The organism is Pseudomonas sp. 58(2021) (assembly GCF_017491585.1).
Taxonomy (GTDB): Bacteria; Pseudomonadota; Gammaproteobacteria; order Pseudomonadales; family Pseudomonadaceae; genus Aquipseudomonas; species Aquipseudomonas fluorescens_BT.
In genome coordinates, this window is record NZ_JAFGYZ010000002.1 from 62,374 (window position 1) to 88,573 (window position 26,200).

The following is a 26,200-nucleotide window of genomic DNA, read 5'->3' on the forward strand; positions in this document are numbered from 1 at the left end:
AAGCTTAGTTCACCCCGCCCCCAACGTTGAACGCCGGGGATCGTGCCGGGATCTACACTGAACGGATCAGCCGTGAGGTGCCTATGAAAATGTCAGCGCAAATGACCGTCGTCGCGGTGCTTGCCACTCTTGCCTATCTGGGTCTGGCGATGTGGGGCATCGGTGGCGTGGCGGTGTTCTTTTCCCACGGGGCCTTGGTGGTCGTGACCCTGGCGACGTTGGTGATGGTGGTGGTGTCGTTGTTCAGCGAAGTGAACCTGAGCTCCGGTGAACGTGAAGACCGGGCCAATCGCTGGGTGATCCCGGCGTTCGGCGTGATCGGTCTGGTCAGTGCGTTTCTGCCGGCTTACTGCGACCGCATCGGTTTCTGGACCATTGGTCGCGAAGGCACCCGCTGGCTGGGAGCGTTGCTGTTCATTGCCGGCGGTGCGTTGCGGTTGTGGCCGGTGTTTGTGCTGGGGCATCGGTTCAGCGGCCTGGTGGCGATTCAACCGGGGCATCGTCTGGTGACCGATGGCATCTACACGCATCTGCGCAATCCCAGCTATCTGGGGCTGGTCGTCAATGCTTTAGGCTGGGCGTTGGCGTTTCGGTCGGTGGTCGGGATCCTGCTGGCAGCGTTGACCCTGATCCCGCTGATTGCCCGTATCCACTCAGAAGAGGCCCTGCTGCGCACCCGGTTCGGCGCCGAATACGATGCCTATTGCGCACGCAGCTGGCGGTTGTTGCCGGGGGTTTACTGAGGTTGCAGACGCAACTGGCCGTCGCTGTCGATGCTCAGCGTAACGTCGCAGTAACTGGCGATGGTCGCGTGCCGCGTCTCGACCGGATGCTGGTGAGTGGCGGTAATGATCATCAACGGCGCACCCGCCGCTTCAGCCGCCTGAATACCGACGATCGCATCTTCGAATATCAGGCAATCGACCGGGTCCAGCCCCAGACGCCTGGCAGCCAGTCGGTAACCGGCCGGATCAGGTTTGCCGGCGCTCACATCTTCGGCCGTGATCATCACCGCAGGCTCGGGAATCCCCGCCGCCGCCATCCGCCGCAACGCCAGATCCCGTGGCGCCGAAGTCACCATGGCCCACTGATTTGCCGGCAACGACTTGAGAAACGCCGCCGCACCAGGAATCTCGACAATGCCTTCAACGTCTTCGATTTCCGCTTGGGTGATGAACGCCGCTTGCGCCTCGGCGTCCACGCCCGGCAAGTTCAGACGCGTGATGGTATCGATGGCGCGCACGCCATGGATGGTCGGCAGGAACGTCTCGACATCCACGCCATGACGCTCGGCCCAGGCAGCCCAGATCCGCTCGGCGGCGGCGATGGAGTTGAGGACGGTGCCGTCCATGTCGAACAGGAACGCGCCGAACGCGCGATTGAAAACAGCATCTTGAGCGGACAAGGGATCGCATCCTTAGGCAGAGCCGGGCAAATGTGCCCGGCAATGTAGCATTTGCCGCTGGCCTCAGTGCAAACGCGGCGCCTTGGATTTGAACGCGTCGTCCACACAATCGAGCAACTGGCCGATGGCCCAGGGCTTCTTGATGAACGCCACCGGATGGCGGACGCCGGAGGTCTCCGGCGTTTCATAACCGGACATGACCATCACCGGTTTTTCCGGCCAGCGTTCGCCCACCAGATTGGCCAGGTCCGCCCCATTGAGGGTGCCGGGCATGGTGATGTCGGTGAGCAGCAGCGCGACTTCCGGCGCGTGCTTTTCCAGGTATAGCGACGCCGCATCGGCACTGGTCTGCGGCTCGACCTTGAAACCTTCCTCCTGAAGAATTTCGCACAGAAACTCCAGAATCAACGGATCGTCTTCCACTACCAGAATCAACCCGCCAGGAAGGTGCGCGCTCGACGTCGGAATTGGACACATGAACTGGCACTCCCTGAATTGCATGAACGATTTAGCGGCATGATCCCGCTGCTTATCTGGTATGAGCGGCGCCTCGTACATAAATTCATTTTTGATACAGGTCTTTTCGATAACGTCGGTCGGCGGACCATCGCCATGGCGCATTTGTGGTTAAAATGCCCGCCCTTTTGCTGGCCGATCCCGATTGATGAACCCTCAAGCCCTCGCCGTTCTCCACGCCCACCTGCTCACTGCGCTGACTTCGGCACCGGCCGAAACCCGGCGTCTGTTCCACGGGCGCGGGCGTTGCTGGCCGGGGCTGGAACAGGTCACCGTGGACTGGCTGCAAGGCGTGGTGCTGGTGTCGCTGTTCAAGGAACCCGAGGCTTCGCAGCTGGAAGACCTCAAGCGCCTGCTGCTGGAAATCACCGGCTCGGCGCCATGGCAGCAGTCCGGCGCCCACACCCTGCTGATCCAGCACCGATACCTGCCGCAAAGCACTGCCGAATGGCTGCTGGGGGAAGAGATTGATGAGATGACCATCGTCGAGGGCGGGCTGAAATACCGCGTGGATCTGGGCCGCAAGCAGAACGCCGGGCTGTTCCTCGACATGCGCTACGGGCGTAACTGGGTGCGCGAACAAGCGGCGGGCAAACGGGTGCTGAACCTGTTCGCCTACACCTGCGGTTTTTCGGTGGCGGCCATCGAGGGCGGCGCCAGCCATGTGGTCAACCTCGACATGTCCCGCGCCGCGCTGAGCCGGGGCCGCGACAATCACCGCCTGAACGGGCATGACCTGAGCAAGGTCAGTTTCCTCGGCCACGACCTGTTCAAATCCTGGGGCAAGGTGATCAACAGCGGCCCGTACGATCTGGTGATCATCGACCCGCCGTCGTTCCAGAAAGGCAGTTTTCTGCTGACCAAGGATTACCAGCGCGTACTGCGCCGCCTGCCGGAACTGCTGACGGCACAGGGCACGGTGCTGGCGTGCATGAACGATCCTTCGTTCGGTTCGGATTTCCTGATCGACGGCGTGACCCAGGAGGCGCCGAGCCTGCGTTTCGAGCAACGGCTGGAAAATCCGCCGGAGTTTCCCGACGTCGATCCTGAAAGCGGCCTGAAGGCGCTGCTGTTCAAGCAGATCGGCTGACCTGGTCAGCGCGGCCGCAACACCAGCGCAAACAATTCGCCATGCCCGGTGACATTGAGCTTGTGATAGAGATTGCGCCGATGCACCTTCACGGTCTCCGGCGATATGTTCATGCGCTGGGCGATGGCCTTGCTGGAAAAGCCCTGAAGAATCAGGCGCGCCGTATCGATTTCGCGCACGGTCAGGCGGGCGTCGAAACGATCCAGCAATGCGGCCAGATCACCGACCGGCGCCTCAACGACTGCGCCTTGCGGCGGCATCAATTGCACATGCCGACGCATTGCTGACAGCACCCAGTCCCGCACGCAGAGCAGACGCCCCTGCTCCTGCAAACCGAACGCCGTCGCCCGGCCCATCGACAAGCCGAGCACACCGTCATCGGTGTTGACCAGAAATTGCAGTTCATCCGCGCCGACCACAGAACGGAAGTAGCTCAGGTAGTACTCGCTGTGCAGAAACTGGTCCGGCGCCACGGACGCGAGGCTGTGCAAACCGTCGGCGATCCCGGAGACGGCGGCCTGGTAGAAGGGATCAAGCAGGTACATGCCGGCACAGTAACCGGCCAGTTCTTCCTGCTCGTCGGCACGGCCCTGACTGTCGAAGTCGATCAGCAACTGCGGCGGCCGCCCCGCCTGCATCACCGCCACCAGCGCATTGTCCAGCGGCACCAGCAATCGCAGCGTATCGACCAGCGCCCGCCAGAAACCGTCCTGCCCCACCGTGGCGAACACTCGCGACAGACTCTGATGCACCGGCAATTCCTGCAGCAACGCGTCCACGCACTACCCCTTTCGAGTAACCCATGATGGGAATGGGTGTGGCGCAGCCCGCCCGATAGGCTGACCACTCCTGTTCATCACCGGCCTGCCAACAGGCCAGGAGTGCCGCATCATGCGTGGTCATCGTGGGTATATCAACCTGGGTCTGATGGGCGTTTTGTCCGCAGCACTGAGCGCGCAGGCGGCCGATGCGCCGAGCGTGCATGTCTACAACTGGTACGACTACATCGGCCCGAACACCCTGCATGACTTCAAGCGTGACAGCGGTATCGAACCGGTCTACGACACCTTCGACAGCGCCGAAGTGCTGGAAGGCAAACTGATGACCAGCCGCAGCGGCTACGACGTGGTGGTGGCGAGCAACTTCAGCCTGCCGACCCTGATCAAGGCCGGCGCCCTCGCCCCGCTGCCCCGCGATCAACTGCCGGGCTGGAAGAACCTCGACAACGATCTGCTGCGCAAACTGGCCAACAACGACCCCGGCAACCAGTACGCCGTGCCGTATCTGTGGGGCACCAACGGCATCGGCTACAACGTCGACAAGGTGCGCGCCGCGCTGGGCGACAAGGCCCCGGTGGATTCCTGGGATCTGGTGTTCAAGGAAGAGAACCTGGCCAAGCTCGGCGAGTGCGGCGTGGCGATGCTTGACTCGCCGTCGGAAATGCTCCCGGTCGCGTTGCACTATCTTGGCCTGCCGCCCAACAGCACCAGCGCCGAGGACTATCAGAAAGCCGAAGCGCTGCTGCTGAAACTGCGCCCGCACATCGCCTACTTCAATTCCTCCAAATTCATCAGTGATCTGTCCAACGGCAACATCTGCGTGGCAGTCGGCTGGTCCGGCGCGATGCTCGAAGCCAAGACCAACGCCGAGCAGGCCGGCAACGGCGTGAAGATCCAGTACAGCCTGCCGAAGGAAGGCGCGCCGGTGTGGTTCGACACGCTGGTGCTGCTCAAGGACGCACCGCATCCGACCCAGGGCCTGGCGTTCATCGACTACCTGCTGCGGCCCGAGGTGATTGCGCCGGTCAGCGATCACCTGTCTTACCCCAACGGCAATCGGGCCGCCACCGCGCTGGTCGGCGAAGCCACCCGCGACAACCCGGCGGTGTATCCGTCGGCCACGGCGATGGCCACGCTGTTCACCCTCGAGCCCCTGCCCAAAGCCACCGAGCGGGTACGCACGCGGGTCTGGAGCAAGGTCAAGAACGGCCAATAATCAACATTGAACAGAGAAGAAAACACCATGAAACCAAGAGCCCGCGATCTCCACATCCGCATCGGCCAACTGCAGCCCGGCCCGCTCAACGCCATCACCGACGTACCCGGCGTGCGGGTCGGCCACAGCAATGTGCGCGGCCGCAGCGCCAGCGGTCGTGATGTCTGCAGCGGCGTCACCCTGATCGAACCTCGCGCCGGATCGACCAATGCGCAACCGTGTTTTGCCGGTGTTCACGTACTCAACGGCAACGGTGATGCGACGGGGCTGGAATGGATTCGCGAAGCCGGCCTGCTGACCAGTCCGATCGCCTTCACCAACACCCATAGCCTCGGCGTAGTACGCGACGCCTTGATCGAACTGGATCGAGCGCAGCAACCGGACGACGGTCGTCTCTACTGGAACATGCCCGTGGTGCTGGAGACCTTCGATGGATTGCTCAACGACATCAACGGCTTTCACGTGAAGCCCGGGCACGTGGCCGAGGCGATGAGCAATGCCGTTGACGGCCCGGTGCAGGAAGGCGCAGTGGGCGGTGGCAGCGGCATGATCTGCCATGAATTCAAGGGCGGGATCGGCACCGCGTCGCGCCGCTTGAGCAAGGCTCAGGGCGGCTGGACGGTGGGCGCCATCGTCCAGGCCAACCATGGGATTCGCAGCGAACTGCGGGTCGATGGCTACCCGGTCGGGCGGTACATGGAACAGGTGGATTCGCCGTTCCTGCGCGCTTCGCTGCCGCACCCGGGCATGGGTTCGATCGTGGTGTGCCTGGCCACCGATGCACCGTTGCTGCCGCATCAATGCACGCGGCTGGCGCAACGGGCCAGTCTCGGTCTGGCGCGTACCGGAGGTGGCAACGAAGACCACAGCGGTGACATCTTCCTCGCCTTCGCCACTGGCAACGGCCACATCCCGCCCGCCGCCTACGAGGGCAAAGGCGCGCCCACCTGCGACGGCTTGCGGATGGTCAACAACGACCACATCAGCGAGCTGTTTCTGGCGGCGACCGAGGCCGTTGAAGAGGCGATCATCAACGCCTTGCTGGCCAGCGACAGCACCGAAGGCAACGGGCATTCGGTGCTGGGGCTGGATGCCGCCACCCTGCTCGCCGCTCTCGAAAAAGCCGGCTGGCCGGGCACTCGCTGAAACCGTTCGCAAAGAGCTTCAGCGAAACAGCCCTTGTCCGAGTTCGCGCGCTGCCTGCAGCTGGATCGCAGGATCGCCCGACTCGGACTCCAGCAACAACGCCGAGCCCGTCACCGTTGCACCGCAGTAATCGAAGATGCCGTGATCGATCTGCGCCTTCATCGCCGCGCCGTAGCCGTGGCGTTCGTAAGTACGTGCATCCGCCCCGCCGAGTGCGACCAACTGCACACGCAGTCGTCCGAGTTTTTTCAGGGTCGAATCGCCGTCGAAATCAAACGCCCAGCCATTGCTGAACACCCGCTCAATCCAGCCTTTGAGCAGGGCCGGCATCGACCACCAGAAAACCGGATAGACCAGCACCAGCGCATCAGCGCGATCGATTCGCGCTTGCTCGGCCAGAACGTCTGCCGGCGGTGCGGACTCGCGGTGGTGCACGGCCCAGTCGGCCACACCGAAACGCGGATCGAATGCCTCGGCGTGCAGGTCAGCGATTTCGAAGGTGTTGGACGAATCACTCTCCGACAGGCCTTTGGCAATCTGATGCGCCAGCCCATGAGTCAGCGAGCGGGGATCATCATGGTCTACAACAATCAATGCATGCATGGGGGAAATCTCCGGTTGGTGATTGCTGACCAAGGGCTTATCCTTTCGATAAGTTACACTTGGTAAGCTACAGTTAGTAAGTTACCTTCAGTAAGTTACGTTTGGTATATAAGCAATGTCAACCACTGAAATCCCCGAACCCGCTCAACCGCGCCGACGCCTGTCCCGGGAAGACCGTCAGCGCCAGTTGCTCGACATGGCCTGGCAATTGATTCGCGAAGAAGGCACCGATGCCCTGACGCTGGGTTACCTGGCGGAAAAGGCCGGCGTGACCAAACCGGTGGTGTATGACCACTTCATCACCCGCGCCGGTTTGCTGGCTGCGCTGTATCAGGATTTCGACAGGCGCCAGACGGCGTTGATGGATGCGGCGCTGGCCGATGCCGAGGCGACCCTGAGTGGCACCGCGACGGTGATTGCCACGGCGTATGTCGATTGCGTGCTGACCCAGGGCAACGAGATTCCGGGGGTGATCGCCGCCCTGGCCAGCACGCCGGAACTGGAGAAGATCAAACGCGAATACGAGGCGGTTTTCCTGGAGAAATGCCGCAGTGTGCTGTCGCCGTTCGCTGACGGTGGTGACATTACCCAGGCGGGATTGCGTGCCATGCTCGGCGCCGCCGAGGCGTTGTCCCAAGCGGCGGCCACCGGCGAAATCAGCCCGGCCGAGGCCCGTGAGGAGCTGTCTGCGAGCATCGCAGCGATGGTCGAAAGGGCCGCCGCCAATGCCGCAAAAGCAAGTGACTGACGGTACTTGAGACCGTCCGTGCACCTTCCTAGGATGGAGATACGCAGTCGCTTGGTTTGCCAAACCGCTGCGTAGGTGCGGGTGTCCTGAACCCCAATCAAGCCCGCACCTTGTTCATGCGCATCTTGAGCCTCACGGGCTCTACTTCCTCCCCATCAAAGAGTCTTGAGGCTCTTTTTTTGTCTCCGAAAATCAGCGCTCCGGTTCGCGACGGATCGAACGCCACGCGGCTTGCGCCAGCAGCTCGCGATAAGCCTTCGGACTGCCCTGCACTCTTCCCGACAACCACGCCCGGCAATAGCTGTCGGCCTGACCGACGATCAGCGATGGCAGCAATTCGGCCGGGCAATCGTTGAGTTCGGCGGCGCGCCCGGATTCGGCCAGCCAGGTGCGCAGCCCCAGATTGCGGGTCTTGTTGCGAGCGGCGAGTTCGTCCTTGTGCGGCCCCCGGGTCACGGCATAACGCGCGTGGTACTGGAATCGCGCCCATTCAGGCTGGTTCTCGACCCAGTCCACATAACTGAAAACCAGGGCCTGCACGCCCTCTTCGGTGGTCGTCGCGTCGGCCAGATACGCATCGCGCAAACGCGCCTGATCTTCCAGTGCGGTAAAAAACAACGCGGCCACCAGCCCTTCCTTGTTGCCGAAATGGTGGTAGATCGCGCCGACACTGGTGTCGCACTCGGCCCTGATCATTTCGATGGTCGTGGCCTCGATACCTTGTTCATTGAACAGGCGCAAGGCTTTGCGAAAGATGTCGCGCTTGAGTTCGGCCCGTCGTCCGGGGTAGCTGCGCTCGAGTAGATCTGCGGTGTCCATGGGGTTGAAGGCCTGGTAAATCCTGTTGAAAGGCACACCCGTGCCGGTAATCGAAACGCGCCTAGGTTGACAGATTTCCCGCTGACAGAATACCGTTCCGTTACAGAACAATATTCTGTAACGGAATATCATTCTGTAAATTCATCCAATCACGAGGATTTCCCATGAGTCAGTTTCTCGCCATGTTCACCAGCGCCGGCCCACAAGCGTTCAGCCAGATGGCCTGTCAGGTCGCGCCGTATTTCAGCAGCATCAATCCGTTGGTCAGCGAGCTGCGGGCAGGCTCGGCGACTGTACAAGTGCCGTTTCGCCGCGAGATCACCAACCACCTTGGCACCGTCCACGCCATCGCCATGTGCAACGCCGCCGAGCTGGCCGCCGGGATGATGACCGACGTGTCGATTCCCGCCGGCGCACGCTGGATTCCAAAGGGCATGACGGTCGAGTACCTGGCCAAAGCCAAATCCGACGTGACCGCCGTGGCCAATGGCGAAGGACTGGACTGGCAGACCGAAGGCGACAAGATCGTGCCGGTCGACATTCACGATGCCGAGGGCAAGAAAGTGTTCACGGCGCGGATCACCATGAACGTGAAGCTGTCCTGAAATCACGGGCACAAAAAAGCCCTTGTTGCCGTCATCGCAACAAGGGCTTTTTGCCGTTGGCCGGATCAGTGCACGGTCAGGCGCTGGCGGACAAATTCCTCGGTATGGCGCGTGACTTGATCCAGGTGCCGGTCGCGCTGTTTTTCGGCATCGACCATCGCCCGCTTGCCATGTTTGTGCAGGAGGTAGGTGTGAATCTGCTGCACTTCCAGCGAGCGGTAGATCGGCGTGGTGTCGATGAAGCCGCGCAAGCCGTTGCTGCGGTAATGCCGGGTGCTCATCAGCACCTGAGTCTCCAGCTGGCCCAGCACTTCAAAGCCCAGCGCCTCGAAATACGGGACTTTACCCACGCTGCACGTCAACTCGGCATGGGGGTAACGCGTCACCATGTCGGCGATCAAAGCCCGGGCCACACCCTGACGTCGGTACGGCTGCCGGACCGCCAGATACGCCACATTGCATGCCTCCCAATCGCCCTGCACCGGCAAGTACAACAGGAAGCCGATCACCTGCTCCGGGTCATCCTCATCAGTGGCCACCAGCAGTTCCACTTCGGTGCCCTTCTCGCCGTTCAGCGCCTCCAGATACAAATGCACTTCGTAGCCGACCGCGTATTGATAAACGTTGTACAGCAGGTTGCTCGGGCCCAGACCGATGGCGCTGATGTCGGTCAGGTAATCGACCACCATTTGCAGGATCTGGCTGTTGACGCCTTCGGGGCACGGGGATTTGTAGTGGGTGATGCGGGGCATGACGGGTGAACTCCGGCGGTAAAACACAAGTTGCCGGGCGGGTTGAGCGGCCGGCGAACCGCGACATCATACCCTGTGCAAGCCTGACAAAAATTTCATCTGCCCGAGAACGGATATTTCGCCGATTTGGCGTCCAATTCTTCAGCTGCGTTCAATTCCCGACGCAGGCCCTGAGGAGTTGTCATGAACGTTCTGCGTTCCCTGTTCAAATGGCGAAAAGCCCTGCTGCTGGTGCCGGTGACGCTGGCCACGCTGGCCAGTTCCCCTGTGTTTGCCCAACCCGAAATGATCATCCGCGAAGCACCGCCACCGATGCGCATGGAACCGATGCCCGGCCCACGGCCTGGTTATGCATGGGATCGCGGCCACTGGCGCTGGGAAGGCCGGGGTTATGTCTGGATGCCCGGTCACTGGCAACCGGTACGTCACCACGGCGAACGCTGGGAACCGGGCCACTGGCAGGCGCGCGGGCCGAACTGGTACTGGATTGAAGGTCATTGGGTGCGTTGATCGCTCGCCAGCCCGCCAACGTCATACACCAGGAAAATCATCATGTCGAAAACCATAAAAACCTTGCTCGCCGCCTCGCTGGTGGCAATCACACTGTCGGGCTGCGTCGTCGAACCGGTGCGCCCGCATCGCCCACCGCCGGTGGTGGAGGTCGTACCGGCCATGCCTGCGCCGGGTTATCACTGGGTCGCCGGGCATTACCGCTGGGCCGGCAACCAATGGCGCTGGGTGCCGGGGCACTGGCGGGCGTATTGAGGCCGCTCACTGGGCCGGTGCAACCACCTTGAACTTGATCGCGATGTCGTTCGAAACCACGGTGTCGGCCCACTCCCCGGCACCGAGGCCGAAGGCATCGCGCTTGAGCACCAGTTCACCGTCGAAGATGCCGATGCTGCTGTCCGGTTTCACATGCACCAGCACCTGTACTTCATGGGTGATGCCTTTGAGCGTGAGCTGGCCGGCAACCAGATAGTGGTTGTCATCGACCCGGCTGAAACGGGTCGATTCAAACACCGCCACCGGGAATTTTTGCGTGTCGAACCATGCGGGTTTCACCAGCTCGGTGTTGGCGTCTTCACTGCCGGCGTCGATGCTGGTGAGGTCGATGTGCAACGTGGTGCGGGCGTTGCTCAGATTCGCAGTGTCGAAATCCAGCGTCGCGTCGAACTTGCCGAACGTGCCGTACATCCGCGAGCCCATCTGGTTGTAGGTGAAACTGATCTGGCTGGCGGTGGTGTTGACCCGGGTGTACTCCACGGCCTGCGCCGCCGGCATGACGATCAGGCAACACACGGCAGCCAACAACAATCGAATCGACATGGGATGCTCCGGTGCCTCGGTGGACCTCGACTGACTTAAGCAAACATCCGACGCTAATGCCAGCGCCCACACCGGTTATTCATTCAAACCAGCCGCTCGATCTTCTGATGCTGCCAGACCCGTTTGTAGTACAGCGTCTGCAAGACCAGCATCCCGAGGTACGCTACCGGAAACGCCATCCACACACCCTGCAAACCAAACTGCCCGTCCAGCCAGTACGCCGCCGGCAATTGCACGCCGACCACGCAAATGATCGCGATGGCCACCGGCACCAGCACCGTGCCGCTGGCGCGCATGATGCCGCCGACGATCGCCTGGAAGCCGAAGATCAACAGGCTCCACAGCATGATGTGCAGCAAGTGCTCGGCCATCGCCCGGGTCGAGTCTTCGGTCAGGAACAGCCCCAGCAGCCAGTGCGACAACAGATAACCGAGCACGATCAAGCCACCGGTCAGGCACACGTTGATCCACAGCCCGGTGCGCAGGATCGGCCCCATCCGCTCCAGCCGCCCGGCACCGATTGCCTGGGCACCGAGGATCGACGCGGTGATCGCAATCGACAGCGCCGGAAACTGCACGTAGTTGACGATCTGCGTCACCGCGCCATAGGCCGCCGTCGCCTGGGAGCCGTGCTGGTTGACCAGCGCCAGAATGACGAGCTCCGACAGCGACAGCACAATCATCTGCACCCCGGTCGGCAGGCCGATGCGCAACACCTTGCCGAGAATCTCGCCGTCCAGGCGCAGCGCCGCGAAGAACTCCCGGTCCGGCGCCAGCGGATGGCCCTTGCGAATCAGACTCCATGACAGCCACGCCATCGATGTCAGCGTGCCGGCCAGACCTGCAACCGCCGCGCTCTGGATCCCCAGTTGCGGCAAGCCGATCCAGCCGCGAATGAACGCCGGGGTCAGCGCCAGACCGACAATGGTCGACAGCAGCAGCGCCAGCATCGGTGACAGCGTGTCGCTCACCCCGCGCAACAGCTGAGTGAACAGCACGTACACCAGCACAAACGGCAACGTCCACATCATCACCCGCGCATAGGCCACCGCGTCATCCAGCACATCCGCCGGCGTGCCCAACCCCTGCAGCGCCTGACGCGCGAACACACTGCCAAACACCGCCGCCACCAGCCCGATCAACACCCCCAGCAACAGCGTCGCCCCGGCGATCGCCTTCACCATGTGCGACTCGCGCGCGCCCCACGCCTGCCCGATCAACACCCCGGCCCCGGCCCCCAGACCGATGACCAGCGCGATGAAGAAAAAGATGATCGGAAACATCCCCGACACCGCCGCCAGCGCCTGAGTGCCGAGCATCTGGCCGATGTAGATGCTGTTGACCGTACCCGACATCGACTGCAGGAAGTTCGACAGCACCATCGGGGCGAGGAACAGCAAGTAGGTTTTCCAGAGCGGTGTTGGGGCGGTGGTTTGCATTGCAGGGAGATCCATCTCGACAGCCGGGAACAGATTGAGGGTAGCTTCGGCGAGTTCCGAGCGATGAGCAATGAACTTCTCGGATATTGCAGAAGTTTTCATCTGCGCCCCTCAAGGCTCGACAGATTCATCCTCATCGCTGATTGTTTTCCCTCACCCCCAGCTATGGCTGCTTCGGGTTTTGACTCTTTTTTTGCAGCCGTAAACCGTCTGTCTGGCACCCGGCTTCAAGTGCGTGCTGCAGATCCTGTTGCGATTGAGCGCTGACAGGGGACGAGTAATCGGCGGCCAGATAATAGAAGCCTTCGGCACGTGCCTGTTGCGCTTCAAGCAACGTCGGTTGCCCCAACAATCTTATCCGTGCGAATGGATCTTCATCCGTCTTGGGTGGTTCAACCGTGCGTTCGAAACAGTACGCATGGCTAACAGCAAACGGGTAATAGCCCAGGTAGGCATCCTCGGCGTTCAACACATTGCGCAAAAGCATCCGGCTCTCGTCGTAACGAGGCGTCTTGGGAACCGTGTCACTGCACTTTGCATAAACGATGGCGCCGACCAGCAGACCTTTTCTGGCGGAGTCGCCATAGAGGGCGCAGGCCTTCTCACGTTTTTGTTGCAGATCGGGATTCATCGGGTCGCCGAACTCTGTCATCCGCGCTTTGTAAAATACAGCGGCGGCATTACCTTCGGTGATGGACTGAGCCAGGTAGCGTTCAGCCTTGTTTTTGTTCTCAAGAATTTTTTCACCCACAACTTTCGCTTTTGCCTTGTCCGGCGAGTCTTCGGTCGCCATCAACAGAAGCTCTTTCGACAACGCTTGTCCGTCCCAGTATGCCGTGAGGTATTGATTGAACGAGTCAGTACCGGGCGGCTCCGTCTCGGCAACAGCGGTTGAACACACAAAGAAAATCATCAGTGACATCAGATTGCGCAGCATCGAAATTCCTTTTTTTCTCGGAGATCACCACCGAGCCATTAATAGAGACAAGCCTGTATCGGTCGCCAACGAAGGGAGTTGAATGCAAGTTGCAGGTGCCCTCTTCTGCATAACCGTGATAAACCGCAGGCTTGTTCATAACCATTGAGATCATGCCCCATGCCTCGCGCCTTGCGTTTATCTGCAGTCGTTCTTTTGTCTCTGTGTGCCGGTATCGCCGGCGCAGCCGCGCCCTCTCCAGCTCCCAAGACTCTGCAGCCATTGGTGGCAACCCTGAACGAACGCCTGAACATCGGCGACCTCGTCGCCCTGACCAAATGGGACAGTGGCAAGCCGATCCAGGACAGTCCCCGCGAAGCCCAGGTCATTGCCAATGCCCGAACGCTGGCCACCGAACGCAAACTCGACCCGGAAGACGTCGCGCAATTGATCGCCGCGCAAATGGAAGCCAACAAACTGGTGCAATACGGTTTGCTCGCGAAGTGGCAAGCGGCCGGTGCTGCGCCGGACACGCCGCGTCCGGATCTGGGCAAGCAGATTCGGCCGCGCCTGGATGAGCTGCAATCCCGCCTGTTGCAGCAATACGCCGACTTCTCGCCCTATCGCCACGACCCGAACTGCCCGGTATGGCTGGCCAAGGCACGTAGCGGTTTGACTCAAGATGCACTGCACGAACTGGCCCTGACTCGCGCCACCGGCGAGCTATGTATCCGGGCAACCGCCCCGTGAACCGGGGCTTGGGCATCCATCGCCGGCATCGATAGTCACCATCACGCCAATGAAGTTCTCATAAAAAATCCCGGGCGTAAGATCGGCTCCATACCCAACAAACAACACCCCGGAGCACACGATCATGAAACGCCAAATCCTTCTCGGCATCGCTTTCTCGGTTCTTGCAGTCAACGCTTTTGCAGCCAAACCCGCTCACACCCTGATCGCCGAAGGCGGTTCGGATCGGTTGATCGAACACCGTGTAGCTGAGGGGGGTTCGGATCGTCTGCTGGAACGTCGCGTTGCCGAAGGTGGCTCGGATCGTCTGCAAGAACGCCGCGTAGCTGAAGGTGGCTCGGATCGTCTGCTAGAACGTCGCGTTGCCGAAGGTGGCGCTGAGCGTCTGCAAGAACGTCGCGTTGCCGAAGGTGGCTCGGATCGTCTGATCGAACGTCGCGTAGCTGAAGGTGGCGCTGATCGTCTGCTGGAACGTCGCGTAGCTGAAGGTGGCTCGGATCGTCTGATCGAACGTCGCGTCGCATGACCTGAACGCTCTTTCGCAAGACAAAGAAAAGCCCGGCCTGATCAGCCGGGCTTTTTCACATCCAACCGTCGCTTACTGAGCGGTTTTCAGCTTGACCACGTCACCGGAGATTTTGGTGGTGTAGCCGGTCAGAACCCATGCCCAGAACCAGTTTTCCTGAACCTGGGTGTTGATCATCGCATCGCCGCCGCGGGCTTTGATCGCGGCATCCTGTGCGCGGACGAAACGGCTGTTCTGGCGGATCGGGATCACGCCGAACAGCAGCAGACCGGTAGCGGTGGCTTCGCTGTGGCCAATCACGGTGTACTGGCTGCTGTCGTATTGTTTGGTGTTCATCGGGGTGCCGGTGCAACCTGCCAGAACCACACCGAACAGTGCGGCGGCGACGACTTTGCTGAGGTATTTCACTGCAAGACTCCATGGGTAAACGCCCGGGATCCATCTCTCGGGCGGCGCACACTCTACCGGAGATAGTGGCACATTAGTATCAGCCACGACATTTTTCATGAAGCGCCATCGGCACAGCGCCTCATGAGTCACTTCAAGTATTGGTTTTCAGTTGGGTCCACAACCGCGTCGTCAGACGGGCAATTGCCGCCGGCAGCTCTGAACCATTTGTCCATTCTTTCGGCAGCCTGGCAGCTGAATGAGCTACACGTCCTACTCGGATTGAAACGTCTGAAGATACGCCAACAGATTGTCGATCTTCTCCTCGTCACTCAGCCCCCAGAAGATCATCCGCGTCCCTGGCACCACACCTTTCGGGTCCTTCAGATACGCCGTCAGCGTTTCGCGGTTCCAGGTGATGCCAGAGTTCTTCATCGCATCGGAGTACACGTAGTTCGCCGACGTTCCCGCCGGACGGCCGATGATACCGTTGAGCTGTGGGCCGAATCCCGGGCGGGCGGATTCGCCGACCTGATGGCAGCCGCCGCACAGGCGCGGGAAGATTTTGCCGCCGGCCTCGGCGTCGCCGGCCGCATAGGTGGCTGTGCTGAGCAGGCCTGCGCTGAGGATCAGAGCGAGGGGCAGTAACGCGGTGTTTTTCATCGGGAGTATCCAGATCTTCGGCGGCGCCAAGGGTAATCCTGCGGGGAGCGTTGCGCTACAGGTAAGCCGCGATCACCTGCCGGACTTTGAGCAAGGCTTGACGCAGGACAAGCATGTCCACCGAGCCCAGCGCCAGCCGGATCGCGTGGGGCACATGGGCCGACACGGTGAACGGCTCGGCGTTGGTGACCGAAATCTGCGCCTTCATCAGCTCGATCACCACCTGATCGGATCGGGCGTCTTCCGGCAGCGGCAGCCACAGGAAATACGAAGACGGATGGCCCATGCTCGGCAAGCCTTGCAGGACTTCCGCGGCCAGCACCTGACGGGCCCGGGCGTCAGCGCGCTTTTGCGCCTCCAGCCAGGTAACGGTGCCGTCGTCGAGCCAGCCGCAGGCAATCGCGGTCATCACTCCGGGGGTGTTCCAGGTGGTGGCGCGGATGATGCGTTCCAGTGCCGGGACGATTTTCAGCGGCGCGGCGATGAAGCCGACGCGCAGGCCCGTGGCGATGTTTTTCGAAAGCCCCGAGACGTACACCGTGCGCTCCGGCGCCAGATCCGCCAGCGGTGGTGGCGGGTTATCGACCAGAAAGGCGTAGGCAGCGTCTTCGATGATCGTCAGATCATGCTGTCGTGCAATCGCCACCAATTGTTCGCGCTGCGCCAAAGGCATCACCCAGCCGAGCGGATTGTGCAGGGTCGGCATGCTGTACACGGCACGCACCGGGCGACTGCGACAGAGTTTGTCGAGCGCCGCCAGATCCGGACCGTGCTCGGTCACGGGGAGCGCGACCACTTCAAGGTGCAGCGCTTCGGCGAGCACCTTGAAGCCGGAATAGGTCAGCGCATCGGCGGCGATCACATCGCCGGGATTGAGTTGTGCCATCAACGTCACCGCCAGACCTTGCTGGGCGCCGTTGACGATCAACACCTGCTCGGCGTCGACACTCAGGCCTCGGGCTTGCAAGTGCCGGGCAACCGAGGCCCTTTCATGCTGGCGCCCGGCGTGAGGTTGATAACGCAGCAGCGCTTCGAGATCGCCGGACAACGCCAATTGCCGCAAAGCAGTGCGCAGCAGATCGGCCTGCCCCGGCAGCGACGGGTAGTTGAAGTTAAGGTCGATCATGCCAACGGCAATGTCTTTCTGGTCGATCCCCTGCCCCGGCAATAACGAGGTTTCCCGGACAAACGTGCCCCGCCCGGTTTCGCCGCTGACCAGGCCCATGGCCTCAAGCTCGGCGTACACCCGCGAGGCCGTGACCAGCGCCAGCCCTTCACTCGCCGCCAGTTGCCGGTGGGTCGGCAAACGCGTGCCGGGTAAAAGGCGACCGCTGCGAATATCGGCGGCGTAGGTATCAACGAGCGTCTTGTAACGGGAGCGCGGCATGTCGGGATGTATCCATGACAATTCTTTGATTGTGCTGATTCTCAACCCTAGGATGAACCCCAGGCAACCCCACCCTTGAGCATGACCGAACATGGAACGAACCACGGATCTGCCCGCGCCAACCCTGGAAAAAACCAGTGGCTGGATCAACGGTTTCATCGGCGTCGTGATTTTCAGCGGCTCGCTGCCGGCCACGCGGCTGGCAGTGCTGGAATTCGACCCGGTATTTCTCACCGTCATCCGCGCCACCCTCGCCGGGGTGCTGGCGCTGTGCCTGTTGTGGCTGTTTCGCGAACGTCGCCCGGCGCGGAATCAGTGGATGTCGCTGTTGATTGTCGCGCTGGGCGTTGTCGTGGGGTTCCCGCTGTTGACCGCCCTCGCGCTGCAATACGTGACGTCGGCGCATTCCATCGTGTTTGTAGGACTGCTGCCGCTGGCAACGGCGATTTTTGGCGTGCTGCGCGGAGGTGAACGGCCGCGCCCAGTGTTCTGGGTTTTTTCGGTGATGGGCAGTTCGCTGGTGGTCGGTTTTGCGGTTTCCCAGGGACTGACCGCCTCGCCCACCGGGGATCTGTTGATGCTGGCGGCGATTCTTGCCTGCGGACTCGGCTATGCCGAGGGCGCAAAACTGTCGCGCACCCTCGGCGGCTGGCAGGTGATCTGCTGGGCGCTGGTGTTGTCGTTGCCGGTGATGGCCGTGCTCAGCGTATGGCGGGCGCCCACCTCGTTCAGCGGTTTCAGCGTCTCGGCGTGGGTGTGCCTGGCTTACGTTTCGCTGTTCAGCATGCTGATCGGTTTTGTGTTCTGGTATCGCGGCCTGGCCCAGGGCGGGATTGCGGCGGTCGGACAGTTGCAGTTGTTGCAGCCGTTCTTCGGACTGGCACTGGCGGCAACGTTGCTGCATGAGCAGGTCAGTGTCGGCATGTTGGTGGTTACGCTTGGGGTGATCCTGTGCGTGGCCGGGGCGAAAAAATTCGCCAGATAATCTTCAGCTCACTCCCGCTTTCCACTCCCGTGGACTGAGCCCGGTCTTGCGCCGAAACGCCCGGGCCAGCGCCGAAGGACTTTCATAGCCAACCTCTTCGGCAATCAAGGCAATCGGCCGCCCCTCGCGAAGGCGTTTCTGCGCGAGGCTGATCCGCCAGCTCACCAGATAATCCACCGGCGTCTGCCCCACCACTCGCCGAAAATGCTCGGCAAACCCGGCACGGGACAAATGTGCGGTCGCGGCCAGTTCGGCGACGCTCCAGGCCTTGGCCGGTTGGTCGTGCATCAGGCTCAATGCGCGGGCAATCTTCGGATCCGCCAACCCCGCCATCATGCCCGGCTGCTGGTTGTGACTGCTGATGAGGTGGCGCAGCAGCAGAATCACCAGCAATTCGAACAGCCGATCCATCACGGCCTCGCGCCCGCAATGACCGTCGAATGCTTCCTTGAACAGCCACTCCAGGGTACTGGCCATTTCCGGAAGGTCGGCAAGTTTCAGCACCAGATAATCCGGCAGCGCCGCCTCCAGTGCGTTGCCCGCGCCGCCGTCAAATGTCAGCGAGGCGCACACCAATTGCGTGTTCATCGCCTCGTCGGCGAACAATCGGTGGGCAAACGGTCGAGGGAAGAAAATCAGCGTCGGTTCATTGAGGGTGAGTTCCGGTTCATTTCCCGGTTTGAGCAGCACTTGCCCGGCCTGCAACAGATGCACATGGCCACAGACCTGATCGCCGCCGTACGCGCTGATGCCGCAGAAAGTACCGCTGTGGAAGGTGCCGGCATTCACACCGAAGTGACTGAGCAACGTGGACAAGCGATCCATGAGAGCAACTCCGGGGCAACAGGTTTGGACGATCTGTCGCATATCCTCGACGATTTGCATCCAAAGCACCAGTCGCGCTGAATAACATGACCTCCATCCCCGGCGCACTTCGCACCGGAACTTCGGAGAATCACCATGAGCCGTATCGCCCCGATCAGCATTGAAAACGCCACCGACGCCACTCGCCCGACACTGGAAGGCGTGCAGAAAAAAATCGGTTTCCTGCCGAACCTGTTCAAGACCCTGGCCGTCGCGCCGGTTGCGCTGGATGCCTACGTGCAAATCTCCGCGACGCTGGGCAAAACGTCCCTGAGCGCCAAGGAAAAAGAAGCGGTGTACCTCGCCACGTCGCAGGTCAACGGCTGCGATTACTGCCTGGCGGCGCACACTTTGTTTGCCGGCAAGGCCGGGCTGGCCGCAGAGGAAATCATCGAGGCGCGTCATGGTCGGCTGAATGCCTTCGCCACCCTCGCCCATCAACTGACGCAAACCCGTGGTCACCTGAATGATGAACAGATCGGCGCCGCCCGCGCTGCCGGCATCGACGACAAGAAGATCATCGAAGTGATCGCCATCGTCGCCGCGCAAACCCTGACCAACTACCTCAACAACGTGGCGCTGACCGACATCGATTTCCCGGCCATCGACGCCTGATCAGTGACCGGGGTCGATCTCAGTCGTGATCGACCCCGGCACGTTTCAGCAATTTCTTGCAACGCTCGGACAGGTGAAACACCTGCAACTGCTTGCCGGCCTTGGCGTAGCGTTCGCGGAGGGTTTTCAGTGCGGCGATGGCCGAGTAATCGACAAAACTCAGGTGCCGACAGTCCAGCGTCACGCGTTGCGGGTCATTGGGCGGGTCGAACTGATTGAGGAACGGCGTGGTCGAGGCAAAAAACAGCGTGCCATGCAGGCGATAGAGTTTGCTGCCGTCCGCTTCCAGATGCTCATCGGCGTACAGCTCGCGTGCCTGCTGCCAGGCAAAATTCAGCGCCGCGATGATGATCCCGCACAACACTGCCGTGGCCAGATCGGTGAACACCGTAATGATGGTCACCGCGATGATCACCAGCACATCGTTGAGCGGCACTTTGTTCAGCACCCGCAACGAGGCCCAGGCAAACGTCTGCTGCGACACCACGAACATCACCCCCACCAGCGCCGCCAGCGGAATCCGCTCGATCAGCGGCGACAGAAACAGAATGAACAGCAGGATCAACACCCCCGCCACCACCCCGGACAACCGTCCGCGCCCGCCGGAACTGAGGTTGATCACGGTCTGGCCGATCATCGCGCAACCGCCCATGCCGCCAAACGCACCGGAGACCATGTTCGCCGCCCCCAGCGCTACACACTCGCGATCCGGATAACCACGGCTTTCGGTGATTTCATCGGTGAGGTTGAGGGTCAGCAGGGTTTCCAGCAGGCCGACCAGCGCCATCAGGATGGCGTAAGGCACGATGATGCGCAGGGTGTCCAGCGTCCACGGGATGTCCGGCAGCGCGAACTTCGGAAGACCACCGGCGATGTGCGCCATGTCACCGAGGGTGCGAGTTGGCAGACCGAGCAGATAAACCAGCAAGCCGACGCCGAGGATCGCCACCAGCGCCGGCGGCACGGCGCGAGTCAGACGCGGCAGAATGTAGACGATGGCCATGGTCAGCAGCACCAGCCCGGTCATCAGGTACAACGGCGTGCCGCTGAGCCACTGCTCGCCACTCTTGAAATGCTCCAGTTGCGCCAGCGCAATGATGATCGCCAGACCGTTGACAAACCCGAGCATCACCGGATGCGGCACCATGCGCACCAGCTTGCCCAGGCGCAACAGCCCGAACGCCATCATGATCAAACCGCCGAGCAACACCGTCGCCAGCAGGTACTGCACGCCGTGCTGGACCACCAGCGCGACGATCACCACCGCCATCGAACCGGCCGCTCCGGAGACCATGCCCGGCCGGCCGCCGAACAACGCGGTCAACGTGCAAATGATGAAGGCGCCATACAGGCCCATCAGCGGATTGAGGTGAGCCACCAGCGCAAACGCAATGCATTCGGGCAACAGGGCGAACGAGGTAGTGAGTCCGGCCAGGACATCGGCGCGCAGACGAATAGGTTTCATGGCTTACCTGACAACGCGACCGAGACTGGCGGCCGCTGTATTCGCGGAAAAAGAGGGTTGCGGATGTTACGCAAATGCCGGGGAGCGGGCCAGCGATCGCTGACAGGGGCAGCCCGGCGCTCTATGCTTGCGCACTTCGTTGATCGACGGGTCTGAACATGTCACCGCTATCCACCCGCGAAGTCTGCCAGCGCTTGCGTGAGGCGGCATTGGGCGTTTGCGCATTACGGCGTATTGCACAGGAATCCGGGACCGGCCAGATCTCGGTCGAGATCGACGGCTGGCACCTGTCGCTCGATTTTGACGGTCAACGCCTGCACCACTGCCTGCAATGCCGGTGCCCGGAAGATCGTGAATGGCGACTCGACACGACTCAACGTTTCGGCACCGACCCGGTCAGCTTGCTCAGCACCTGGGAACTGGCGCAGATCGAACGGTTGCTGGCGCGGACCGAATGAGCGGATCAGCCCTGTCGCAGATCCAGCAGGTAGGTGTAATAACCGGTGTCGCGAACCCAACCGAGCGACTCGTACAAACCCTGGGCGGTGAAATTGTCGGTGGCGGTTTCCAGCATCAGCCCCTTGGCACCGGTTTCGACGGCGAAGTCGCGGGCGGTGTTCATCAATAGTCGCCCCACTCCACGGCCACGGGCGGCCGGCGTGGTGAACAGGTCGCTGAGCAGCCAGGTCCGGTGGGCGTCTATCGAAGAGAACGTCGGGTAAAGCTGCACAAATCCCAGCACCTCCCCGCTTTCATCCTCAACCAGAAAAATCGCCGATTCATTGCCGGCCATACGCTCGGCGATGAAGGCCCGCGATTGCTCGAGATTCGACGGCTGGCCGTAAAAACCGCGATAAGCGTCGAACAGCTTCGCCAACGCGTCGAGGTGAATCGTCGTGGCGCGCAGTGCCTGAAGGGTCATTGCCATATTCCTGAGGTTATCGAAATTGGAACCAGCATAGCGTTGAGAAGCGAGTTCGCTGGCCTATTCGCTATATAGTTTTGTATATTTCGAATCCGAAATCGCCAGACGTTCAACGCCTTCCATGAGCAGCATCCGCGAACGCAACCAGCAACTGATCCTGGCCGCCGCCAGCGAAGAGTTTGCCGCCAACGGCTTCGACGCGACCCAGACCCGCGACATTGCCGCCCGGGCCGGTGTGCCCAAGGCCAATCTCTATTACTACTTCCAGAGCAAGGAAAACCTCTACGGCAAAGTGTTGCTCGGTTTTGTCGAACCGCTGCTCGAAGCCTCGGCGGTGCTGCGCGAAAGCGACGACCCGCTGATCGGTCTGCGCGCCTACGTCGCGGCGCGCATCCGCATCGCCCGCGAACATCCGGCGATTGCCAAGGTGTTCAGTGGTGAACTGCTGCTGGGCGGTCGCCAGTTGCCGGACGAATGCCGCGACCTGCTGCACGCTGAAGCCCGGCGCAACGTCGAGTGCCTGCGCAGCTGGATCGGGCGCGGCTTACTGGCCCCGGTGGATCCCGAGCATTTGATGCTGTTTATCTGGTCGGCGACGCGGACCTACACCAATATCGGCTGGCAAATGGGGCACATCACCGGTCGGGAAGTGCCGCAGGATGAGGACTATGCGGTGGCGGCGGAGACGATTACGCGATTGGTGCTGGAGGGCGTGGTGGCGCCACGGACGGGGGAAATCCGTGGCGTGCTGTTTGCGACCTGAAGGTTCAGGGCATGAAATCCAGCGGTAGCGCGCGGTCGCCTTCCATCCGCTCGTACCATGCCTGGAACTGAGCAGGCAGGCGCTTTTTCCATTCCGGTACATTGGTGTAGTAACGGGCTCGCGTATGGCCCTCTTTATCAGGCACCAACATCAACACCCAGAAACGATTACTGGCCGCACGCATCAGAATGGCCGCGTTCACATTGCCCAGTCCGCGCACCCACATCTCGATGACCTCTGCATCAGGCACGTCAACCGCCGGGTCGCCGACAGTCATGGTACTCGTACGGTCCACCAGCTTCTGATAATCACCCTTGAGCAGTTTATGCAACGCCTGATCCTCTTGCTGCGTACGAGCAAGTCCAACGCTGAGCAAGTTGTAATTCATCGAAAGTGGTTTATCAGACGCCACATAACGACCTGAGTAAAAGACACCCATCCCGGCACCGCAATCAACGTCATCGCCATTCTGTGTGACGTCCAGTACACCATTGATCGCTCGAAAAACAAGCGTGCAACTACCCTCCTCGAAACGGGCTTCACCACCGTTCAACACAGCAATACCTTCCAGATCACCAGAATTGGCGCCCTCCTGTGCTGAAACCTCAAAGCGGATGTGTGTGGCGTCCTGACGCTTGATGATCACTTCAGATCCCGAGTTCACCCCGTGAGGAATCAACTGCCATGTGGCATCCCATGAGAACGTTCTGGTCGCATATTTCAGCTCAGTCAGGCGCATCAGATATTCACGACTCAAGCACGCCAGTTCAGCGCCACAAAGGCTGCGGTTCTTCAACCATGCTCTTTGATCGGCCTTGAGCGCTTGCGGGTCAGCCACCTGCGCCAACGTTGTCCGCCAAAGCACCCCAAGTTTCTCATCAAGACTCGAGGTATACGGATCGGCACAAATGGCTTTTTCAACCGGGCTGGAAGCGCCAGCGCAGTCGAAACTGGCAGCGTGTGTATTGGCAGCAAAAACGAGAGACGTCAGCAGCAAGGCGTGACGGAGATTGAAAGCGAGCATCGACAGATTCCATTCCTGAGGCGGCGGCAGTATGCCGGGGCCGGGCTATCGATGCTCTGGATTTTTCACCGGTTACCGGGATCTTCTGCAAGAGAGAGTCAGAACGCGATTTCCGCCGCGGGCTTCACATCGATCCGCGCCACGGAGCCGGTCAGGTGCGCCCAGTCCTTGTTGTGTTCGGCGATGATGTCTTCGGCGCTCATGTTGCCGTTGTCGACGGTGGAATGCGCGTCGGCCGCCAGCTCCACGTCGTAGCCCAGTTGATGGGCCTGACGCACGGTGGCGTTGACGCAGTAATCGGTCTGCAGACCGCAGATCACCAGGCGATCGAAGTCTTCCCGGGGGATCAGTTTCAGCAGGTTGGTCTGGTAGAACGAGTCGTTGGCGGTCTTGTCGACGCGCAGGTCGCCGGGCGCGGTGGCCAGGCCGTCAGCCAGTTGCCAGCCCTCGGCGCCGTGGGCGAGCGGACTGTCCTTTTCATTATGCTGGATCAGTACGACTGTAACGCCAGCCTTGCGCGCCCGGGCGCTGAGGCCGTTGATGGTGTCGATCACCCGTTTGATGTCGTGACACTCGTATTCGCCTGTGCACAGTGCGCGCTGGACATCGATGATCAGCAATGCGGTGGTCATGGTGAGCCTTCCTTGATCGGTCCTTGAGACAGGGGCGGACGTGTGCCCGCCCCCTTTTTACTCTGCTCAGTAACCCAATGACAACCCGGTGTTGCGCCGTGGATCGTTGGCGCCGTAGAAGCGGTTCTTGCCGACCGGTTTACCACCCAGCGACGGTGCGCCGACCAGAATCGCGGCGATGTGGTTGGCGTCCTGCGGGCCCGCAAACTTGTGGCCCCAGCTCTCGAGAATCTTCTTCGTGTCGGGGCTGGCGGCGAAGTCTTCGAGGTTGGTCTGTTCCGGCATCCACTGCTGGTGGAAACGCGGCGCATCGACCGCTTCCTGCAGGCCCATGCCGTAGTCGATGACATTGAGCATGGTCAGCAAGGTTGCCGTGATGATGCGACTGCCGCCCGGCGTACCGACCACCATCACCACTTTGCCGTCCTTGGTCACGATGGTCGGGCTCATCGACGACAGAGGCGCCTTGCCGGGCGCGATGGCGTTGGCTTCGCCCTGCACCAGGCCGTACATGTTCGGCACGCCGACTTTCGAGGTGAAGTCGTCCATTTCATCGTTGAGGATCACCCCGGTCTTGCTCGCCATCACGCCCGCGCCGAACCAGTCGTTGAGGGTGTAGGTGACGGACACCGCGTTGCCCCATTTGTCGACGATCGAATAGTGCGTGGTGTTGCTGCCTTCGTGAGGCGCAACGCCAGGTTTCAGCTCAGCGGAAACGCCGGCCTTCTGCGGCTGGATCGCGTTGCGCAATTGGGTGGCGTAGTTCTTGTCCAGCAGGTGCTCGATCGGGTTTTTCACGAAATCCGGGTCACCCAGATAGCTATTGCGATCCACGTAGGCGTGGCGCATCGCTTCGATCTGGTAGTGCATGCCCTGGGCCGAATGGAAGCCCAGGTCCTTCATGGGATAGCCTTCGAGAATGTTCATGATCTGGCAGATCACCACCCCGCCGGAACTCGGTGGTGGCGCCGACACGACGTGGTAGCCGCGATAGTCGCACTCCACCGGAGCCAGCTCGCGGGTCTTGTACTTGTCGAGGTCGGCCTGGGTGATGATGCCCTTGTTGGCCTGGCTGGAGGTGACGATGGCGTCGGCCACCCAGCCTTTGTAGAAGCCATCGGCGCCTTTCTCGGAAATGGTGCGCAGGGTTTTGCCCAGGTCCTTCTGCACCAGTTTCTGCCCGACCTGCATCGGTTCGCCATTACTGAGGAATATAGCGCCGGAGTCTTTCATGTCCTTCTTGAACACATCAGTGGCGTAGTCCAGCAGATCGACATCACCCTGCTCCAGTTCGAAACCTTCCTCCGCCAGTTTGATCGCCGGGGCGATCATGTCCTTGCGCGGTTTGGTGCCGTACTTGCTCAGCGCCAGCTCCATGCCGGACACGGTGCCCGGAACGCCCACCGCGAGGTGACCACGGGTGCTCAGATCAGGAATGACATTGCCCTGCTTGTCGAGGTACATGTCGGCCGTCGCAGCCAATGGGGCTTTCTCCCGGAAGTCGAGGAAGGTCTTGCGTCCGTCCGCCAGCTGGATGGTCATGAAACCACCACCGCCGAGGTTACCCGCTGCCGGGTAAACCACCGCCAGCGCGTAGCCCACCGCGACTGCCGCATCCACCGCGTTGCCGCCACTTTTCAGTACATCGACACCCACGTGAGTCGCCAGATGCTGGGCGGTGACCACCATGCCGTTTTCGGCGGCCACCGGTGCCACGGAGGCGGCGTGGGCCATGAGGCAACTGAGCGCCAATGAGGTCGCAATCAGCGATTTGGCAAAAGGTTCGTACTTCATGAGTCGGTCTCTTCTTTTTATAAGGTAGGAAAACGCTTCAAAAGCAACAGCCAGTAT

32 protein-coding genes are annotated in these 26,200 nt (G+C 61.2%); 14 read left to right on the plus strand and 18 right to left on the minus strand.

Annotated features, from left to right (window positions below; all coding sequences use genetic code 11):
* Window positions 1–83 precede the first annotated feature (83 nt).
* Entirely contained in the window at window positions 84–743 is a 660-nt protein-coding gene (locus J5M72_RS02335) for an isoprenylcysteine carboxylmethyltransferase family protein (RefSeq protein ID WP_207863906.1), read from the plus strand.
* On the opposite strand, the gene J5M72_RS02340 is transcribed toward J5M72_RS02335, so the two are convergent.
* The gene (locus J5M72_RS02340) at window positions 737–1,405 is read right to left on the minus strand and encodes an HAD-IA family hydrolase (RefSeq protein ID WP_207863907.1); all 669 of its coding nucleotides are present in this window, start codon (window positions 1,403–1,405) and stop codon (window positions 737–739) included. The genes J5M72_RS02335 and J5M72_RS02340 overlap by 7 nt on opposite strands.
* A 63-nt stretch (window positions 1,406–1,468) precedes the next feature.
* Window positions 1,469–1,882 (minus strand): response regulator, encoded by a 414-nt coding sequence (locus J5M72_RS02345; protein ID WP_169430890.1) that lies wholly within the window; start codon window positions 1,880–1,882, stop codon window positions 1,469–1,471.
* 187 nt (window positions 1,883–2,069) lie between these two features.
* Between J5M72_RS02345 and J5M72_RS02350 the strand changes: the two genes are divergently transcribed.
* The gene (locus J5M72_RS02350) at window positions 2,070–3,011 is read left to right on the plus strand and encodes a class I SAM-dependent methyltransferase (protein ID WP_169430891.1); all 942 of its coding nucleotides are present in this window, start codon (window positions 2,070–2,072) and stop codon (window positions 3,009–3,011) included.
* Window positions 3,012–3,016: 5 nt separating this feature from the next.
* Here J5M72_RS02350 and J5M72_RS02355 read toward each other — a convergent pair whose 3' ends face one another.
* Window positions 3,017–3,790, minus strand: coding sequence for a helix-turn-helix transcriptional regulator (locus J5M72_RS02355; protein WP_169430892.1), 774 nt, complete (start codon window positions 3,788–3,790; stop codon window positions 3,017–3,019).
* Between the two features lie 112 nt (window positions 3,791–3,902).
* Between J5M72_RS02355 and J5M72_RS02360 the strand changes: the two genes are divergently transcribed.
* Together J5M72_RS02360 and J5M72_RS02365 are read left to right on the plus strand one after the other, a co-directional pair.
* Window positions 3,903–5,006 carry a polyamine ABC transporter substrate-binding protein gene (locus J5M72_RS02360; RefSeq protein ID WP_207863908.1) on the plus strand — a complete coding sequence of 368 codons (1,104 nt, stop codon included), beginning with the start codon at window positions 3,903–3,905 and terminating at the stop codon, window positions 5,004–5,006.
* 27 nt (window positions 5,007–5,033) lie between these two features.
* Entirely contained in the window at window positions 5,034–6,152 is a 1,119-nt protein-coding gene (locus J5M72_RS02365; protein WP_207863909.1) for a P1 family peptidase, read from the plus strand.
* An 18-nt stretch (window positions 6,153–6,170) separates the two neighbouring features.
* On the opposite strand, the gene J5M72_RS02370 is transcribed toward J5M72_RS02365, so the two are convergent.
* Window positions 6,171–6,755, minus strand: a complete 585-nt coding sequence (locus J5M72_RS02370; RefSeq protein ID WP_207863910.1) for an NAD(P)H-dependent oxidoreductase — start codon at window positions 6,753–6,755, stop codon at window positions 6,171–6,173.
* Between the two features lie 115 nt (window positions 6,756–6,870).
* Between J5M72_RS02370 and J5M72_RS02375 the strand changes: the two genes are divergently transcribed.
* Window positions 6,871–7,503 carry a TetR/AcrR family transcriptional regulator gene (locus tag J5M72_RS02375; RefSeq protein ID WP_207863911.1) on the plus strand — a complete coding sequence of 211 codons (633 nt, stop codon included), beginning with the start codon at window positions 6,871–6,873 and terminating at the stop codon, window positions 7,501–7,503.
* A 192-nt stretch (window positions 7,504–7,695) separates the two neighbouring features.
* Here J5M72_RS02375 and J5M72_RS02380 read toward each other — a convergent pair whose 3' ends face one another.
* Window positions 7,696–8,322: a TetR/AcrR family transcriptional regulator gene (locus tag J5M72_RS02380; protein WP_169430897.1), complete on the minus strand. Its 627-nt coding sequence runs from the start codon at window positions 8,320–8,322 to the stop codon at window positions 7,696–7,698.
* A gap of 164 nt (window positions 8,323–8,486) precedes the next feature.
* Between J5M72_RS02380 and J5M72_RS02385 the strand changes: the two genes are divergently transcribed.
* On the plus strand, window positions 8,487–8,927 hold the full coding sequence (locus J5M72_RS02385; RefSeq protein ID WP_169430898.1) for a hotdog fold domain-containing protein: 441 nt from the start codon (window positions 8,487–8,489) through the stop codon (window positions 8,925–8,927).
* 65 nt (window positions 8,928–8,992) lie between these two features.
* On the opposite strand, the gene J5M72_RS02390 is transcribed toward J5M72_RS02385, so the two are convergent.
* A complete protein-coding gene (locus J5M72_RS02390) occupies window positions 8,993–9,679 on the minus strand; it encodes a GNAT family N-acetyltransferase (protein WP_169430899.1) in 687 nt (228 codons plus the stop codon).
* 183 nt (window positions 9,680–9,862) lie between these two features.
* Between J5M72_RS02390 and J5M72_RS02395 the strand changes: the two genes are divergently transcribed.
* Window positions 9,863–10,189 carry a YXWGXW repeat-containing protein gene (locus tag J5M72_RS02395; RefSeq protein ID WP_207863912.1) on the plus strand — a complete coding sequence of 109 codons (327 nt, stop codon included), beginning with the start codon at window positions 9,863–9,865 and terminating at the stop codon, window positions 10,187–10,189.
* A 42-nt stretch (window positions 10,190–10,231) separates the two neighbouring features.
* Window positions 10,232–10,444 carry a YXWGXW repeat-containing protein gene (locus J5M72_RS02400; protein WP_169430901.1) on the plus strand — a complete coding sequence of 71 codons (213 nt, stop codon included), beginning with the start codon at window positions 10,232–10,234 and terminating at the stop codon, window positions 10,442–10,444.
* Window positions 10,445–10,450: 6 nt separating this feature from the next.
* On the opposite strand, the gene J5M72_RS02405 is transcribed toward J5M72_RS02400, so the two are convergent.
* The 3 genes from J5M72_RS02405 to J5M72_RS02415 all read right to left on the minus strand — a co-directional run bounded on the left by J5M72_RS02405 (window position 10,451) and on the right by J5M72_RS02415 (window position 13,384).
* Complete coding sequence (locus tag J5M72_RS02405; protein ID WP_207863913.1) at window positions 10,451–11,008, minus strand: YceI family protein; 558 nt, start codon at window positions 11,006–11,008, stop codon at window positions 10,451–10,453.
* 83 nt (window positions 11,009–11,091) lie between these two features.
* Window positions 11,092–12,447, minus strand: a complete 1,356-nt coding sequence (locus J5M72_RS02410; RefSeq protein ID WP_169432668.1) for an MATE family efflux transporter — start codon at window positions 12,445–12,447, stop codon at window positions 11,092–11,094.
* Between the two features lie 163 nt (window positions 12,448–12,610).
* Window positions 12,611–13,384, minus strand: coding sequence for a hypothetical protein (locus J5M72_RS02415; RefSeq protein ID WP_207863914.1), 774 nt, complete (start codon window positions 13,382–13,384; stop codon window positions 12,611–12,613).
* A 159-nt stretch (window positions 13,385–13,543) separates the two neighbouring features.
* On the opposite strand from J5M72_RS02415, the gene J5M72_RS02420 reads away from it, so the two are divergent.
* The gene (locus tag J5M72_RS02420) at window positions 13,544–14,113 is read left to right on the plus strand and encodes a chorismate mutase (protein WP_207863915.1); all 570 of its coding nucleotides are present in this window, start codon (window positions 13,544–13,546) and stop codon (window positions 14,111–14,113) included.
* Window positions 14,114–14,237: 124 nt separating this feature from the next.
* Window positions 14,238–14,639: a hypothetical protein gene (locus J5M72_RS02425; RefSeq protein ID WP_207863916.1), complete on the plus strand. Its 402-nt coding sequence runs from the start codon at window positions 14,238–14,240 to the stop codon at window positions 14,637–14,639.
* 72 nt (window positions 14,640–14,711) lie between these two features.
* Here the strand turns inward: J5M72_RS02425 and J5M72_RS02430 are convergent, their stop codons facing one another.
* From J5M72_RS02430 to J5M72_RS02440, 3 genes are all read right to left on the minus strand, one after another.
* A complete protein-coding gene (locus tag J5M72_RS02430; protein ID WP_169430906.1) occupies window positions 14,712–15,047 on the minus strand; it encodes a hypothetical protein in 336 nt (111 codons plus the stop codon).
* A gap of 252 nt (window positions 15,048–15,299) precedes the next feature.
* Window positions 15,300–15,689 (minus strand): cytochrome c family protein, encoded by a 390-nt coding sequence (locus J5M72_RS02435; RefSeq protein ID WP_169430907.1) that lies wholly within the window; start codon window positions 15,687–15,689, stop codon window positions 15,300–15,302.
* 55 nt (window positions 15,690–15,744) lie between these two features.
* On the minus strand, window positions 15,745–17,076 hold the full coding sequence (locus J5M72_RS02440; RefSeq protein WP_207863917.1) for a PLP-dependent aminotransferase family protein: 1,332 nt from the start codon (window positions 17,074–17,076) through the stop codon (window positions 15,745–15,747).
* A gap of 91 nt (window positions 17,077–17,167) precedes the next feature.
* On the opposite strand from J5M72_RS02440, the gene J5M72_RS02445 reads away from it, so the two are divergent.
* On the plus strand, window positions 17,168–18,061 hold the full coding sequence (locus tag J5M72_RS02445) for a DMT family transporter (protein ID WP_207863918.1): 894 nt from the start codon (window positions 17,168–17,170) through the stop codon (window positions 18,059–18,061).
* A gap of 3 nt (window positions 18,062–18,064) precedes the next feature.
* On the opposite strand, the gene J5M72_RS02450 is transcribed toward J5M72_RS02445, so the two are convergent.
* Window positions 18,065–18,886 (minus strand): AraC family transcriptional regulator, encoded by an 822-nt coding sequence (locus J5M72_RS02450; protein WP_207863919.1) that lies wholly within the window; start codon window positions 18,884–18,886, stop codon window positions 18,065–18,067.
* 135 nt (window positions 18,887–19,021) lie between these two features.
* Here J5M72_RS02450 and J5M72_RS02455 point away from each other — a divergent pair, with 135 nt between their 5' ends.
* Complete coding sequence (locus J5M72_RS02455) at window positions 19,022–19,540, plus strand: carboxymuconolactone decarboxylase family protein (RefSeq protein ID WP_169430911.1); 519 nt, start codon at window positions 19,022–19,024, stop codon at window positions 19,538–19,540.
* A 19-nt stretch (window positions 19,541–19,559) separates the two neighbouring features.
* On the opposite strand, the gene J5M72_RS02460 is transcribed toward J5M72_RS02455, so the two are convergent.
* Window positions 19,560–21,005 carry a SulP family inorganic anion transporter gene (locus J5M72_RS02460; RefSeq protein ID WP_207863920.1) on the minus strand — a complete coding sequence of 482 codons (1,446 nt, stop codon included), beginning with the start codon at window positions 21,003–21,005 and terminating at the stop codon, window positions 19,560–19,562.
* A gap of 158 nt (window positions 21,006–21,163) precedes the next feature.
* Here J5M72_RS02460 and J5M72_RS02465 point away from each other — a divergent pair, with 158 nt between their 5' ends.
* A complete protein-coding gene (locus J5M72_RS02465) occupies window positions 21,164–21,463 on the plus strand; it encodes a hypothetical protein (RefSeq protein WP_207863921.1) in 300 nt (99 codons plus the stop codon).
* A 5-nt stretch (window positions 21,464–21,468) separates the two neighbouring features.
* On the opposite strand, the gene J5M72_RS02470 is transcribed toward J5M72_RS02465, so the two are convergent.
* Window positions 21,469–21,927, minus strand: coding sequence for a GNAT family N-acetyltransferase (locus J5M72_RS02470; RefSeq protein ID WP_207863922.1), 459 nt, complete (start codon window positions 21,925–21,927; stop codon window positions 21,469–21,471).
* 124 nt (window positions 21,928–22,051) lie between these two features.
* Here J5M72_RS02470 and J5M72_RS02475 point away from each other — a divergent pair, with 124 nt between their 5' ends.
* Complete coding sequence (locus J5M72_RS02475) at window positions 22,052–22,693, plus strand: TetR/AcrR family transcriptional regulator (protein ID WP_207863923.1); 642 nt, start codon at window positions 22,052–22,054, stop codon at window positions 22,691–22,693.
* 4 nt (window positions 22,694–22,697) lie between these two features.
* On the opposite strand, the gene J5M72_RS02480 is transcribed toward J5M72_RS02475, so the two are convergent.
* The 3 genes from J5M72_RS02480 to ggt all read right to left on the minus strand — a co-directional run bounded on the left by J5M72_RS02480 (window position 22,698) and on the right by ggt (window position 26,143).
* Window positions 22,698–23,717: a hypothetical protein gene (locus J5M72_RS02480; protein ID WP_207863924.1), complete on the minus strand. Its 1,020-nt coding sequence runs from the start codon at window positions 23,715–23,717 to the stop codon at window positions 22,698–22,700.
* Window positions 23,718–23,815: 98 nt separating this feature from the next.
* Window positions 23,816–24,349, minus strand: coding sequence for a cysteine hydrolase family protein (locus J5M72_RS02485; RefSeq protein WP_169430917.1), 534 nt, complete (start codon window positions 24,347–24,349; stop codon window positions 23,816–23,818).
* A 66-nt stretch (window positions 24,350–24,415) separates the two neighbouring features.
* Complete coding sequence (gene ggt, locus J5M72_RS02490) at window positions 24,416–26,143, minus strand: gamma-glutamyltransferase (RefSeq protein ID WP_169430918.1); 1,728 nt, start codon at window positions 26,141–26,143, stop codon at window positions 24,416–24,418.
* Window positions 26,144–26,200 lie beyond the last annotated feature (57 nt).